The sequence below is a fragment of the Cronobacter sp. 153480017-3 genome, from assembly GCF_053627815.1.
Map to the genome: position 1 here is coordinate 224,781 of NZ_JBSEYN010000003.1, position 13,665 is coordinate 238,445.

The window sequence follows — 13,665 nt, forward strand, 5'->3', positions numbered from 1 at the left end:
GGCTCCTTAATTCAGTGACACCTTGAAATAACGGCGGTTATCTTAGCAGCTACGCCCGGATGACCCAAACCCGTAACCCTAAAAGAAAAGCCGCGCGTCCCGAAGGAGCGCGCGGCTTTCACGATGAAGCCGGATGGCTTATTTCACCGGACGCATCGCCGGGAACAGGATAACGTCGCGGATGGTGTGGCTGTTAGTAAACAGCATCACCATACGGTCAATCCCGATACCGAGACCCGCCGTCGGCGGCAAGCCGTGCTCCAGCGCGGTGACGTAGTCTTCGTCGTAGAACATCGCTTCGTCATCGCCCGCGTCTTTCGCGGCAACCTGATCCTGGAAGCGTTGCGCCTGGTCTTCCGCGTCGTTCAGCTCGCTAAAGCCGTTGCCGATTTCGCGGCCGCCGATGAAAAATTCAAAGCGGTCGGTGATTTCCGGGTTTTCATCATTACGACGCGCCAGCGGAGAGACTTCTGCCGGGTATTCGGTGATGAAGGTCGGCTGAATCAGGTGCGCTTCGGCCACTTCCTCGAAGATTTCGGTCACAACGCGGCCGAGACCCCAGCTTTTCTCAACTTTAATGCCGACTGCCTGCGCAATGCCTTTGGCCTTCTCGAAATCATCCAGATCCGCTAAATCGGTTTCCGGGCGGTACTTCTTGATCGCTTCGCGCATGGTCAGTTTTTCAAACGGCTTGCCGAAATCAAACGTCTCTTCGCCGTAAGGCACCTGCGTGGTGCCGAGCACATCCTGCGCCAGAGTACGGAACAGGGATTCAGTCAGCTCGATCAGATCTTTGTAATCCGCATACGCCATATAGAGTTCCATCATAGTGAACTCAGGGTTATGGCGCACAGAGATGCCTTCGTTACGGAAGTTACGGTTGATCTCAAACACACGCTCGAAACCACCGACCACCAGACGCTTGAGGTACAGCTCCGGCGCGATACGCAGATACATGTCGAGATCCAGCGCGTTGTGGTGCGTCACGAACGGACGCGCGGACGCGCCACCCGGGATCACCTGCATCATCGGGGTTTCCACTTCCATAAAGCCGCGGCCAACCATGAACTGACGGATACCCGCCAGGATCTGCGAGCGCACTTTAAAGGTTTTGCGGGATTCATCGTTCGCGATGAGATCGAGGTAACGCTGGCGGTAGCGCGCTTCCTGATCCTGCAGACCGTGGAATTTATCCGGCAGCGGGCGCAGCGCTTTGGTGAGCAGACGCAGCTCGGTGCAGTGAATGGAAAGCTCGCCGGTTTTGGTTTTAAACAGCTTACCGCGCGCGCCCAGGATATCGCCGAGATCCCATTTTTTGAACTGCTCGTTGTAAACGCCTTCCGGCAGATCGTCGCGCGCCACATACAGCTGAATACGGCCGCCAACATCCTGCAGCGTAACGAAAGACGCTTTACCCATAATACGACGGGTCATCATGCGGCCTGCCACGCAGACCTCGATGTTCAGCGCTTCCAGCTCTTCGTTTTCTTTGCCATCGAAGTCAGCGTGCAGTTGGTCTGAGGTATGGTCGCGACGAAAATCGTTCGGAAACGCGACGCCATGTTCGCGAAGCGCAGCCAGCTTCTCGCGGCGCGTTTTCAGTTCGTTATTAAGATCGACCGCCGCTTCTGCGCCTTGTGCTTGTTGTTCAGACATGTTGGTTCCTCATAACCCTGCTTTCAGACTTGCTTCGATGAATTTATCCAGATCGCCATCCAGCACCGCCTGTGTATTGCGGGTTTCAACGCCGGTGCGCAGATCTTTGATACGGGAATCGTCCAGCACGTAGGAGCGGATCTGGCTGCCCCAGCCGATGTCGGACTTGTTATCTTCCAGCGCCTGCTTCTCAGCATTTTTCTTCTGCATTTCCAGCTCGTACAGCTTCGCCTTCATCTGCTTCATGGCCTGGTCTTTGTTTTTGTGCTGAGAACGATCGTTCTGACACTGCGTGACCGTACCGGTCGGAATGTGGGTAATACGCACCGCGGATTCCGTACGGTTAACGTGCTGACCACCCGCGCCTGACGCGCGGTACACGTCGATACGCAGATCCGCCGGGTTGATTTCGATATCGATATCGTCTTCCACTTCCGGGTAGACAAACGCGGAGCTGAAAGAGGTGTGTCGACGGCCGCCGGAGTCAAACGGGCTCTTACGCACCAGACGGTGTACGCCGGTTTCCGTGCGCAGCCAGCCGAACGCGTAATCGCCGGAGATTTTAATGGTGGCGGATTTAAGGCCAGCCACTTCACCTTCAGACTCTTCAATGATTTCTGTTTTAAAGCCGCGCGCTTCGGCCCAGCGCAGATACATGCGCAGCAGCATGCTGGCCCAGTCCTGCGCTTCGGTGCCGCCGGAGCCCGCCTGGATGTCCAGGTAGCAGTCGGCGCTGTCATATTCGCCGGAGAACATGCGGCGGAATTCCAGCTGCGCGAGTTTTGCTTCAAGCTGATCCAGCTCGGCTACCGCTTCATTGAAGGTTTCTTCATCGTCCGCTTCAACGGCAAGCTCAAGCAGGCCCGCGACGTCATCGAGCCCCTGGGACATTTGATCCAGCGTCTCGACGATAGCTTCAAGGGATGAACGCTCTTTACCCAGCGCCTGCGCGCGCTCGGGCTCGTTCCAGACGTCCGGCTGTTCCAGCTCGGCGTTTACTTCTTCAAGACGCTCTTTCTTAGCATCGTAGTCAAAGATACCCCCTAAGAACGTCTGAGCGCTCCGTGAGGTCCTGAATGCGGTTCTTTACCGGGTTAATTTCAAACATGGCTGTAGAATCTTTTAGTGATGAAGATGGGCAAAATGCGGTCGTAAAACGGAAAGTTTACCGGATTTACGCCGCCTTTTATAGTTTATCCTGGCGCTAAACGGGCCAGAGATGGTCGATAATTAATTGCAGGCTGCGGTTGCCGCGAAACTCATTCACATCAAGCTTGTAGGCAAGCTCGACTTCACGCACGCCGGGGTCGGGCCAGCAGGTGGTATCGACGTTAAACGCGATGCCGTCAAGCAATGGCCCACCACCGACCGGCTCCAGCATCAGCTTGAGATGACGCTCGCCCACCAGACGCTGCTGCAGAATGCGAAAACGCCCGTCAAACAGCGGCTCCGGGAACATCTGCCCCCACGGGCCCGCGTCGCGCAGCATCTCAGCCACTTCCAGCGTCATCTCCTGTGGCGCGAGCGCGCCGTCAGACCAGATTTCGCCCTGCAACATCGCCGGATCTAACCAGTCGTTAACCAGCTGTGCGAAGCGCGCCTGAAACTCCGGGAAACGCGCCTCTTCAAGCGAAAGTCCTGCCGCCATCGCATGGCCGCCGAATTTGAGCATCATACCGGGATAAAGCGTGTCGAGACGCTCCAGCGCGTCGCGCATATGTAGCCCCTGCACCGAACGGCCTGAGCCTTTGAGTATCCCCTCGCCTGCGGGCGCGAACGCGATAACCGGGCGGTGAAAACGCTCTTTGATACGCGAGGCGAGAATGCCGACCACGCCCTGATGCCATTCGGGATGGAAAATCGCAATTCCGCTCGGCAGCGTTTCCCCGCTGCGCTCAAGCTGCTGGCAGAGCGTTAACGCCTCCGCCTGCATTCCCTGCTCAATCTCTTTGCGGGTCTGGTTCAGCGCGTCCAGCTCGTTTGCCAGCATGCGCGCTTCGCCGATGTTGTCGCACAGAAGCAGCGCGACGCCGACAGACATATCATCCAGCCTGCCTGCCGCGTTAAGACGCGGGCCCAGCGCAAAACCGAGATCGCTTGCGGTCAGTCGGTGCGCCTCGCGATTGGCTATTTCCAGCAGCGCGCGAATGCCAGGGCGGCATTTGCCTGCCCGGATGCGGCTCAGCCCCTGCCAGATAAGAATGCGGTTGTTGGCATCCAGCGGCACCACGTCTGCGACGGTGCCAAGCGACACCAGATCAAGAAACTCCGCGAGATTCGGCTCCGGAATACCCTTTTCCGTAAACCAGCCGACGGTTCGCAAATGCGCGCGCAGCGCCAGCATCAGGTAAAACGCGACGCCGACGCCTGCGAGTGATTTCGACGGAAAGGTACACTCCGCGAGGTTAGGATTGATGATAGCGCCCGCCGCCGGAAGCGTATCGCCGGGTAAGTGGTGATCGGTAACCAGCACCGGAATGCCCAGTTCATGCGCGCGCGCGACACCCGCATGAGATGAAATGCCGTTATCCACGGTCAGGATCATCTGCGCGCCGCGCGCGTGGGCCTGATCGACCACTTCCGGGCTCAGGCCGTAGCCGTCATCGAACCGGTTAGGCACCAGATACGCCACGTTGCTACCGCCAAGCGCGCGAAGCGCCAGCACACTGAGCGCGGTACTGGTGGCACCGTCCGCATCGAAATCGCCGACAACAATAATGCGCAGCCCTTCGCGCAGCGCGTCATGCAACATCGCAACGGCTTTATCGATACCGCAGAGCTGCTGCCAGGGGAGCATGCCTTTTACGCTGCGCTCAAGCTCCTGCGCGCCGCGCACACCGCGGCTGGCATAGAGCCTGCGCAGCAGCGGCGGCAGGGTATCCGGCAGCGTAATAGACTCATCCGGAGAACGCCTGCGAAGTTGTGTCTGTCTGCTCACCCGTTACTTTCCGCTCGCCTGAAGCTGTTTCTGATGCTCATCAAGAAACGCTTTCATCTCTTTTGGCCCCTGATAGCCCGGCACCATCGCGCCGTTGCTCAGCACGATCGCCGGTGTGCCCTGGACGCCAAACTGCACGCCGAGCTCGTAATGTTTCGCGGTGTCAACGTCGCAGCTTGCCGCTTCAACTTTGCCGCCGCTCATCGCGTTATCGAAGGCTTTATTACGATCTTTCGCGCACCAGATAGCCTGCATATCTTTCGCTGTTTCGCTGCGCGGCCCCTGACGCGGGAAAGCCAGGTAGCGCACGGTGATGCCCAGCGCGTTATAGTCTTTCATCTCTTCGTGCAGCTTATGGCAATAGCCACAGGTGATATCGGTAAAGACGGTGATGACATGTTTTTCCTGCGGCGCTTTATAAACAATCATCTCTTTTTCGAGCGCGTTGAGTTTGGTCATCAGCATCTGATTGGTCACGTTGACCGGCTGGCCGCCGCTGACGTCATACAGCGGGCCCTGAATGATATGTTTACCGTCTTCAGTCACATAGATAACGCCGCTTTCGGTCAGTACGGTTTTCATGCCAGCCAGCGGAGACGGCTGAATTTCAGCGTTCGCTACACCGAGTTTGGTGAGCGACTGCTTAATGGCTGCGTCATCCGCCTGGGCAAATCCTGAAAAAGCCGCCAGCGTAACGGAGAGCAGCGCAATAGTTTTTTTCATAGCATGTCCTTAATTTCGGCACTCACGCTCTGGGGTGGTGCTGTTGATGAAGTTGCCGCAACCGTTCCGTCGCCACATGCGTATATATCTGCGTGGTGGAAAGATCGCTATGGCCTAAAAGCATCTGTACCACGCGCAAATCGGCGCCATGGTTTAACAGATGCGTGGCGAACGCATGGCGTAGAACGTGCGGCGAAAGCTTTTCACTATCAATGCCCGCCAGTTGAGCATAATGTTTGATGCGATGCCAGAAGGTCTGACGGGTCATCTGCCGGGCGCGGTTGCTTGGAAAGAGGATATCCAGCGATTGCCCGTTAAGCAGCCACGGGCGGCCGTGCGTGAGATACTGTTCAAGCCAGTAAACGGCCTCTTCGCCAAGCGGCACCAGCCGCTCTTTATTGCCTTTACCGATAACGCGTACCACGCCCTGGCGCAGGCTCACATCGCTCATGGTCAACCCGACCAGTTCAGAGACGCGCAAACCGGTGGCATAAAGCACTTCCAGCATGGCTTTATCACGCAGCTCAATCGGCTCTTCGACCGTCGGCGCCTGAAGGAGTCTTTCCACCTGCGCTTCGCTTAAATCTTTTGGCAGACGCTGCGGCAGCTTAGGCGACGCCAGCAACGCGCTCGGATCGTCGTCGCGAATTTTTTCACGGTAGAGATGCTGAAACAACCGACGTACGGCACTGAGCATACGCGCAGTGCTGGTCGCCTTATAACCGCCTTCAACGCGCTCTGCCAGCAACGTCTGGAGATCGCCGCTCTGTGCCGTTGCCAGAGATAACCCGCGATGGTGCAACCACTCCACGACCATGCTGAGATCCCGCCGGTACGCGCTCAGGCTGTTCTCGGCCAGGTTGCGCTCAAGCCAGAGCGCATCGAGAAATTGTTCGATACGGGCTAAATCCTGTTCCACTGCCACCTCTCTTACGCTCTTGGTCGCTGCATTATGCCTGACTGGAAGCGGGATCTGATACACTGACGCTTCTGCAGAATAGGAAATGAGACGTTATCGTTATGAACATTGGTCTTTTTTATGGTTCCAGTACCTGTTACACCGAAATGGCGGCTGAGAAAATCCGCGATATTATTGGTCCCGAACTGGTCACGCTGCATAACCTTAAAGACGACTCGCCGACGCTCATGGAACAGTATGATGTGCTGATCCTCGGCATTCCTACCTGGGATTTCGGCGAACTCCAGGAAGACTGGGAAGCCATCTGGGAACAGCTGGACGCACTCAACCTCGACGGAAAAATCGTGGCGCTGTACGGCATGGGCGATCAGTTAGGCTATGGCGAATGGTTCCTCGACGCGCTCGGCATGCTACATGACAAACTGAGCCCTAAGGGCGTGAAGTTTGTCGGCTACTGGCCTACAGAAGGCTATGAGTTCACGAGCGCCAAACCCGTTATCGCCGATGGTGAGCTGTTCGTCGGCCTCGCGCTGGATGAAACCAACCAGTATGACCTGAGCGACGCCCGTATCGAAAGCTGGTGCGAGCAAATCCTCGGCGAAATGGCGGCGCACTTCTCCTGATTTCAGGGCTTCATTAGCGTTTGTCGCCTACGGGCTGTTGCAACAGAAGGCGACGCAAATCGCGCCACTCCGCTTCCGTCATGCTATCCGCCGCCAGCCAGACATGATGGCGGCGTGTCGTTTTAGGATGACGCAGCCGCAGCATCATTCCGCTGCGCAGCATCCAGGGCGTGGCGCAAATCTGCCAGTCAACGCCCTGCCAGCGAAGGTAATAATCAGCCGTCAGGCTGACCTCGCCCTGGAACGCATTGATACGCCGCTGGCTACGTACGCAGTCAAACACCACCAGAGACAGCAACAGCATCCACACGGGCAGATACCGCAGCGGCCAGGGGAGCAGCAAAATAATAACGGCCACGGCGCCGTGCAGCAGCAGCGATAGCCACTGCGAGCGCCATGAAACGCGAAGATCAGAGTGCTACAGGACCACGTGCCTGATTCCGCTGCTGGATTAATTCCACCATTCGCGCCAGCTCCGCATCAGCTGGCTTGCCGTGATTCATCAGCCAGTTGAATAAATCAGGATCGTCACACTCCAGCAGGCGGACAAAAACGCGTTTGTCTTCGTCGCTCAGGGAGTCATAGTCATATTCAAAGAAAGGCATGATGGAAATATCCAGCTCGCGCATACCTCTGCGACAGGCCCAGTGAATACGGGCTTTATTATTAATATCCATGTCTTTTACCTGCTAAACCACCATTGGATGACGGCTGCTAGTGTAACCCGTTTTTCATCCATCCTTCAGCCGAATGTGCGTATTTGCGAGGCGTTATCCTGAATATGACGTCTCTGATGCAATCGACATTTTTTCTTTCGAGCCGTCTCGAAGAATGCGTTAACGGCACAAAAGGGAATGCTAAAAGGCTTGCAAACTTCGCCCGCTCTTTAACAATATGAAGCTATCTCTCCACTCATGTGGAGCACTATTGCGATAGCACACTGGGACTTTATTTATGGCATTTACTCCATTTCCTCCCCGTCAGCCAGCCGCCAGCGCGCGCCTGCCGCTGACGCTTATTTCGCTGGAAGACTGGGCGCTGGCGACGATAACGGGCCCGGACAGCGAAAAATATTTGCAGGGCCAGGTGACGGCGGACGTTACCGAGCTTGGCGAGAATCAGCATCTGCTGGTGGCGCACTGCGATGCCAAAGGCAAAATGTGGAGCAACCTGCGCCTGTTCCGTCATGGCGACGGTTTCGCCTGGATTGAACGCCGCAGCGTGCGTGACACGCAGCTCGCGGAAATGAAAAAATATGCGGTGTTCTCAAAAGTCACCATCGCGCCGAACGACGACGCCGTGCTGCTGGGTGTAGCCGGTTTCCAGGCGCGTGCGGCGCTGGCGAACCAGTTTGCCTCGCTACCGGATGAGCAGAATCCGCGTGTCGTGGACGGTACCACCACCCTTTTGTGGTTCGGCCTGCCGGCAGAGCGTTTTATGGTGATTACCGACGCTGAAACCGCAAGCCAGCTTAGTGACAAACTCCATGGCGAAGCGCAACTCAACGCCAGCGTGCAGTGGCTGGCGCTTGATATCGAAGCCGGTTTCCCGGTGATTGACGCGCCGAACAGCAATCAGTTTATTCCACAGGCAACCAACATTCAGGCGCTGGGCGGCATCAGCTTCAAAAAAGGCTGTTATGCAGGCCAGGAGATGGTGGCGCGCGCAAAATTCCGCGGTGCGAATAAACGCGCGCTCTGGTATCTGGCAGGCCACAGCAGCCGTGTGCCTCAGCCTGGCGAAGATATCGAAATGCAGATGGGTGAGAACTGGCGTCGCACCGGCACCGTGCTTGCCGCTGTACAGCTGGATGACGGGCGTCTGCTGGCGCAGGTAGTGATGAATAACGATCTGGAAACCGGTACGCTGTTCCGCGTTCGCGAAGAGAGCGGTGCGCATACGTTGCACATCGAACCGCTGCCCTACTCGCTTGAAGAAGCGTAACCGTCTGATGGCTTTATAAAAGCAGTCACGCCGCCAGGGGCATCTGCCGCCTGGCGGTGGGTCTTCGAGGGAATGAGTGAAGCGATTTGCGCAGCGCGCAATCCTCAGCGAATGTAGAGGTAAATGGCCAGAAAATGGCAAACGCTGCCGCCCAGCACGAAACCGTGCCAGATGGCGTGATTGTACGGGATCCGCTTACAGACATAAAAAATGACGCCCAGCGAATAGATAATGCCCCCTGCCGCGAGCAGCGTGACGCTGCCAGGCGCGAGTTTCATCACCATCTGATAAATCACCACCAGCGACAGCCAGCCCATCGTCAGATAAGTGACCAGCGACAGCACTTTGAAGCGATGTGCGATTGTGAGCTTAAACAGGATGCCAAGCAGCGCCAGGCTCCAGATGACAATCATCAGGCCGTGTGCCAGTGAGGATTTCAGCCCTACCAGCAAAAACGGCGTATAAGTGCCTGCAATCAATAGATAAATCGCGCAGTGGTCAAACTTTTTAAGCCAGGTTTTGGCGCGCGCATGCGGTATGGCGTGGTACAGCGTCGAGGCGAGAAACAGCAAAATCATGCTGCCGCCATAGAGGCTGTAACTGGTAATGGCGGTGGCGCTGGCATTGCTGTCCACGGCCTGAACAAGTAACAGAACAAGTCCGACTATCCCGAACACCAGTCCAATCCCGTGACTGATGCTGTTGGCTATCTCCTCAGCCAGTGAATATCCCTGCGCAAGTAATGGTTTACGAACCATGTGGCGACTCCGGTAAAACTGAATAAAAAAAACGCAGCCCACATAGCCTAACTGAGAATGATTCCAGTGAACACCTGTTCGCTAAAATAAATCTGTGACAGTCCGTTACCGTTTTGTTCAACGTTCGCCGCAACGCCGGGCGTTACCCTTCAACCTTTTTAAAAGCAATCACATACAGCTCATTTATTCCCGGATAAATGTCAGCGATAACTTTTTTGAGTTCAGCCAGCGTCATGTTCTCCTGCCGCGCGTGTTCCTCATCCAACTGTGCTAACGTGACCGGCGTCACGCTCAGAACCTCAAGCGTACAGAAGTAGCCATTATCTTCATAACGGCCGGTGCGCAGCCGCTGGCCTGGCGTGAAGTGCGCTTCGCTCCCGTCACGGATGGTAATGGTCTTCGTGCCCGCCAGGATGTCCTGCTGGAAACGGGTATAAAACGTGATGTCGTTTTTCATTGTCTCTCTCTCAAAAGTAACGGCCTATGATAAGTCTGATGGCGCGCAGGCGCTATTCGCGGCGCAAAGAGTGACGCGCGCCTGCGTAAATTATGGCAGCATAAGCGAACCGATGCGGCTGAGAGTGCCCGTGCCGGAGCCCGAACGCTTTGACCAAAGGATGTTGCGCCGTGACGATGTTTACCCATTCCGCTGTCGCCAGCCTCAATAATCTTGAGATGATGGTTTACAATTTTGTGGTCAAAAACCGTGATAAGGTCATGTACATGACCATTCGTGAGCTGGCAGATGCGGCAGGCGTCTCCACCACCACCGTACTGCGTTTTTGTCGCAAAATGCATTGTGAAGGATATTCTGAATTCCGCGTACGCTTTAAATTATATCTGGAACAAAATGAACCGCAGCAGGCCAATTTTGGTGCCAGCGAAATAATTAGTTTTTTCCGAAGCGTAAATAATGATGAATTTGACGCGCTACTGGATCGGGCGACCGACATTATTTTACAGTCTGAGCGTATTATTTTCGTTGGTGCAGGAACCTCCGGCGCGCTTGCTAAATATGGTGCACGATTCTTCTCAAACGTCGGTAAATTCAGTAACCATATCGATGACCCCTATTTTCCGGTCACCAGTGACATGGCGAAAAATGCGCTGGCGATTGTGCTTTCGGTGTCTGGCGAGACAGAAGAGATCCTGCGTTTTGCCAGCCAGTTTAGCCTGCATCACTGCAAAGTGCTCTCTGTTACCAGCCACGAGAACTCATCGCTGGCGAAACTCGCGGACTTTAATCTCTCCTGGCATATTCCGCAAACGCGTATCGCCGGCGTGTATGATATTACGACGCAAATCCCCGTTATTTATATTCTCGAAACACTCGGTCGCAAGCTGGCGAAAAAACTCGCATAAAAAAACATCCTGTTTTTCATTTGTAACAAGTCACGCCATGCGCTATTTGTTATAGCGTGACATTTCTCTTTCCTTTGTTAGACTCGCAATCAGCCTCAATAACTTTATCGTTATTATTCCCTTTTATTATTTCTGTTAATGAGATGACACGATGAAACAACTTAAATTACCGAAAGACTTTTTATGGGGCGGCGCGGTCGCGGCGCATCAGGTAGAAGGCGGCTGGGATCAGGGCGGCAAAGGACCGAGTATCTGTGACGTCCTGACCGGCGGCGCGCATGGCGTACCGCGTGAAATTACGCAGGAAGTCGAGCCGGGCAAATATTATCCGAACCATGAAGCCATCGACTTTTACGGTCATTACAAAGAAGACATTAAACTCTTTGCCGAAATGGGTTTTAAGTGTTTCCGCACATCGATCGCCTGGACGCGCATTTTCCCCAACGGCGACGAGACGCAGCCTAACGAAGCAGGCCTTCAGTTCTACGACGACATGTTCGATGAGCTGTTGAAATACAATATCGAACCGGTGATTACGCTTTCTCACTTTGAAATGCCGCTGCATCTGGTGAAGCAGTATGGCGGCTGGACCAACCGCAAAGTGGTGGATTTCTTTGTCCGCTTCGCCGAAGTGGTGTTTGAGCGTTACAAGAATAAGGTCAAATACTGGATGACCTTTAACGAGATCAACAACCAGCGCAACTGGCGCGCCCCGCTGTTTGGCTACTGCTGTTCCGGCGTCGTTTACACCGAGCACGACAACCCGGAAGAGACGATGTACCAGGTGCTGCATCATCAGTTCGTGGCGAGCGCTATGGCGGTGAAAATCGGCCATCGCATTAACCCGGAGATGAAAATCGGCTGCATGCTGGCGATGGTGCCGCTCTATCCGTTCTCCTGCAAACCGGAAGACGTGATGTATGCGCAGGAATCGATGCGCGAGCGTTATGTGTTTACCGACGTTCAGTTGCGCGGTTACTACCCCTCTTACGTGCTGAACGAGTGGGAGCGCCGTGGTTTCAATATCAAAATGGAAGAAGGCGACGAACAAGTCCTGCGTGAAGGCTGCTGCGATTACCTGGGTTTCAGCTATTACATGACCAACGCAGTGAAAGCCGACGGCGGCAGCGGCGATGCGCTGAGCGGTTTCCAGGGCAGCGTGCCGAACCCGCATGTGAAAGCCTCCGACTGGGGCTGGCAGATTGACCCTGTGGGCCTGCGCTACGCGCTGTGCGAGCTTTACGAACGTTATCAGAAGCCGCTGTTCATTGTGGAGAACGGCTTCGGCGCGTATGACAAAGTGGAAGCGGACGGCAGCATTAATGACGATTACCGCATCGATTATCTGCGCGCCCACATTGAGCAGATGATAAAAGCGGTGACGTATGATGGCGTCGAGCTGCTGGGCTATACGCCGTGGGGCTGCATCGACTGCGTGTCGTTTACCACCGGGCAGTACAGCAAACGCTACGGCTTTATTTATGTGAATAAGCACGACGACGGTACGGGCGATATGTCGCGCTCTCGCAAGAAGAGTTTTGCCTGGTATAAAGCGGTGATTGCGAGCAACGGCGAGACGCTTTGATGTAATGTTACCGCGGAGAGTTGCGCCGGGTTTGCAGTCGTGGCGCGGCTATCCCGGTGGGTGCGCTACGCTTACCCACCCTACGATGCTGAAAACCGGCCAGATTTGCCGCCGTGGTTTGACGATACGGTGGGTGCGCTGCGCTTACCTACACTACGATGCTGAAAACCGGCCGGATTTGCTGGCGTGGTTTGACGATACGGTGGGTGCGCTGCGCTTACCCACCCTACAATAGCGTTTGGCCGAACGTAGGGCGGGTAAGCGCAGCGCACCCGCCTTAAACGCCCCTATTTCCCGCCAGCGAGATCGAGAAAACTCCCCGTCACGTACGAGGCTTTATCACTCAACAACCAGGCGATCGCTTCCGCCACCTCTTCCGGCTGTCCACCACGCTGCATTGGCAGGGCGGATTTCACACGGTCAACGCGTCCCGGCTCGCCGCCGCTGGCATGAATATCGGTATAAATAAGGCCCGGCCGCACGCCGTTGACGCGGATACCCTGCGCCGCCACCTCCAGCGACAACCCAATGGTCAGCGAATCCACCGCCCCTTTTGATGCCGCGTAATCGACATATTCGCCGGGGGCACCAAGCCGCGAGGCGGCGGACGACACATTCACAATCGCGCCGCCCTGCCCGCCGTGATGATGCGCCATACGCTTCACGGCCTCACGACAGCAAAGAAAGTAGCCCGTTACGTTGGTCGCCAGCACTCTGTTGATACGCTCCGCCGTCAGGTTCTCCGTCATACACTGGGTAAACAGCACGCCCGCGTTATTGACCAGGGCACCCAGCGGCTCGTCCTGCTCATCGATCGTTCTAAACATGGCCATCACCTGCGGCTCGTCGCTGATGTCGGCCTGAATGGCAAACGCACGTCCGCCGCTCGCCACGATGCGCTCAACTACCTCCTGTGCTGCCGCGGCGTTATGCAGATAATTGACCGCCACGGTGTAGCCCTGCGCACCCAGCAGAAGCGCCGTCGCTCTGCCAATGCCGCGGCTCGCGCCGGTGATAAGTGCAACGGACATACTTCTCTCCTTTTCATGGTGTGGGATACAGAAAGCTTGCGGTACCTTACCCATCCGCGCGCCACAGGAACACTCTACCAATCAGGTAGTGTGGCTATAAAAACAGGTGCTACAGAATAAAAAAGG

Annotated in this window: 14 protein-coding genes; 4 read left to right on the forward strand and 10 right to left on the reverse strand. The window is 55.7% G+C overall.

Annotation, left to right across the window (positions count from 1 at the left end; genetic code table 11):
- Window positions 1–138: 138 nt before the first annotated feature.
- From lysS to xerD, 5 genes are all read right to left on the reverse strand, one after another.
- On the reverse strand, window positions 139–1,656 hold the full coding sequence (gene lysS / locus ACUW6V_RS08895) for a lysine--tRNA ligase (protein WP_007870695.1): 1,518 nt from the start codon (window positions 1,654–1,656) through the stop codon (window positions 139–141).
- 9 nt (window positions 1,657–1,665) lie between these two features.
- Window positions 1,666–2,764 (reverse strand): peptide chain release factor 2 gene (gene prfB / locus ACUW6V_RS08900; RefSeq protein ID WP_097564053.1). Its coding sequence is split into 2 segments (ribosomal slippage): window positions 1,666–2,688 and window positions 2,690–2,764, totalling 1,098 coding nucleotides; the frame shifts between segments, so codons are not numbered across the junction.
- 96 nt (window positions 2,765–2,860) lie between these two features.
- A complete protein-coding gene (recJ, locus tag ACUW6V_RS08905; RefSeq protein WP_007870697.1) occupies window positions 2,861–4,594 on the reverse strand; it encodes a single-stranded-DNA-specific exonuclease RecJ in 1,734 nt (577 codons plus the stop codon).
- A gap of 3 nt (window positions 4,595–4,597) precedes the next feature.
- On the reverse strand, window positions 4,598–5,317 hold the full coding sequence (gene dsbC, locus ACUW6V_RS08910) for a bifunctional protein-disulfide isomerase/oxidoreductase DsbC (RefSeq protein WP_004385678.1): 720 nt from the start codon (window positions 5,315–5,317) through the stop codon (window positions 4,598–4,600).
- A gap of 22 nt (window positions 5,318–5,339) precedes the next feature.
- Window positions 5,340–6,236 carry a site-specific tyrosine recombinase XerD gene (gene xerD / locus ACUW6V_RS08915; protein WP_087600150.1) on the reverse strand — a complete coding sequence of 299 codons (897 nt, stop codon included), beginning with the start codon at window positions 6,234–6,236 and terminating at the stop codon, window positions 5,340–5,342.
- 101 nt (window positions 6,237–6,337) lie between these two features.
- Here xerD and fldB point away from each other — a divergent pair, with 101 nt between their 5' ends.
- On the forward strand, window positions 6,338–6,859 hold the full coding sequence (gene fldB / locus ACUW6V_RS08920; RefSeq protein WP_004385676.1) for a flavodoxin FldB: 522 nt from the start codon (window positions 6,338–6,340) through the stop codon (window positions 6,857–6,859).
- 13 nt (window positions 6,860–6,872) lie between these two features.
- On the opposite strand, the gene ACUW6V_RS08925 is transcribed toward fldB, so the two are convergent.
- Both ACUW6V_RS08925 and sdhE read right to left on the reverse strand, forming a co-directional pair.
- A complete protein-coding gene (locus tag ACUW6V_RS08925; RefSeq protein WP_454038341.1) occupies window positions 6,873–7,235 on the reverse strand; it encodes a protein YgfX in 363 nt (120 codons plus the stop codon).
- A 34-nt stretch (window positions 7,236–7,269) separates the two neighbouring features.
- Window positions 7,270–7,536 (reverse strand): FAD assembly factor SdhE, encoded by a 267-nt coding sequence (sdhE, locus tag ACUW6V_RS08930; protein ID WP_007870701.1) that lies wholly within the window; start codon window positions 7,534–7,536, stop codon window positions 7,270–7,272.
- A 277-nt stretch (window positions 7,537–7,813) separates the two neighbouring features.
- Here sdhE and ygfZ point away from each other — a divergent pair, with 277 nt between their 5' ends.
- Window positions 7,814–8,803 carry a tRNA-modifying protein YgfZ gene (gene ygfZ / locus ACUW6V_RS08935; RefSeq protein ID WP_454038259.1) on the forward strand — a complete coding sequence of 330 codons (990 nt, stop codon included), beginning with the start codon at window positions 7,814–7,816 and terminating at the stop codon, window positions 8,801–8,803.
- 104 nt (window positions 8,804–8,907) lie between these two features.
- Here the strand turns inward: ygfZ and trhA are convergent, their stop codons facing one another.
- Together trhA and yqfB are read right to left on the reverse strand one after the other, a co-directional pair.
- Window positions 8,908–9,561 (reverse strand): PAQR family membrane homeostasis protein TrhA, encoded by a 654-nt coding sequence (trhA, locus tag ACUW6V_RS08940; RefSeq protein WP_007777939.1) that lies wholly within the window; start codon window positions 9,559–9,561, stop codon window positions 8,908–8,910.
- 142 nt (window positions 9,562–9,703) lie between these two features.
- Window positions 9,704–10,018: a N(4)-acetylcytidine aminohydrolase gene (gene yqfB, locus ACUW6V_RS08945; RefSeq protein ID WP_105578165.1), complete on the reverse strand. Its 315-nt coding sequence runs from the start codon at window positions 10,016–10,018 to the stop codon at window positions 9,704–9,706.
- A gap of 176 nt (window positions 10,019–10,194) precedes the next feature.
- Between yqfB and ACUW6V_RS08950 the strand changes: the two genes are divergently transcribed.
- Window positions 10,195–10,923, forward strand: coding sequence for a MurR/RpiR family transcriptional regulator (locus ACUW6V_RS08950; protein ID WP_004385670.1), 729 nt, complete (start codon window positions 10,195–10,197; stop codon window positions 10,921–10,923).
- A 151-nt stretch (window positions 10,924–11,074) separates the two neighbouring features.
- Entirely contained in the window at window positions 11,075–12,508 is a 1,434-nt protein-coding gene (locus ACUW6V_RS08955; protein WP_454038260.1) for a 6-phospho-beta-glucosidase, read from the forward strand.
- Window positions 12,509–12,795: 287 nt separating this feature from the next.
- Here the strand turns inward: ACUW6V_RS08955 and ACUW6V_RS08960 are convergent, their stop codons facing one another.
- On the reverse strand, window positions 12,796–13,539 hold the full coding sequence (locus ACUW6V_RS08960; protein WP_454038261.1) for an SDR family oxidoreductase: 744 nt from the start codon (window positions 13,537–13,539) through the stop codon (window positions 12,796–12,798).
- Window positions 13,540–13,665 lie beyond the last annotated feature (126 nt).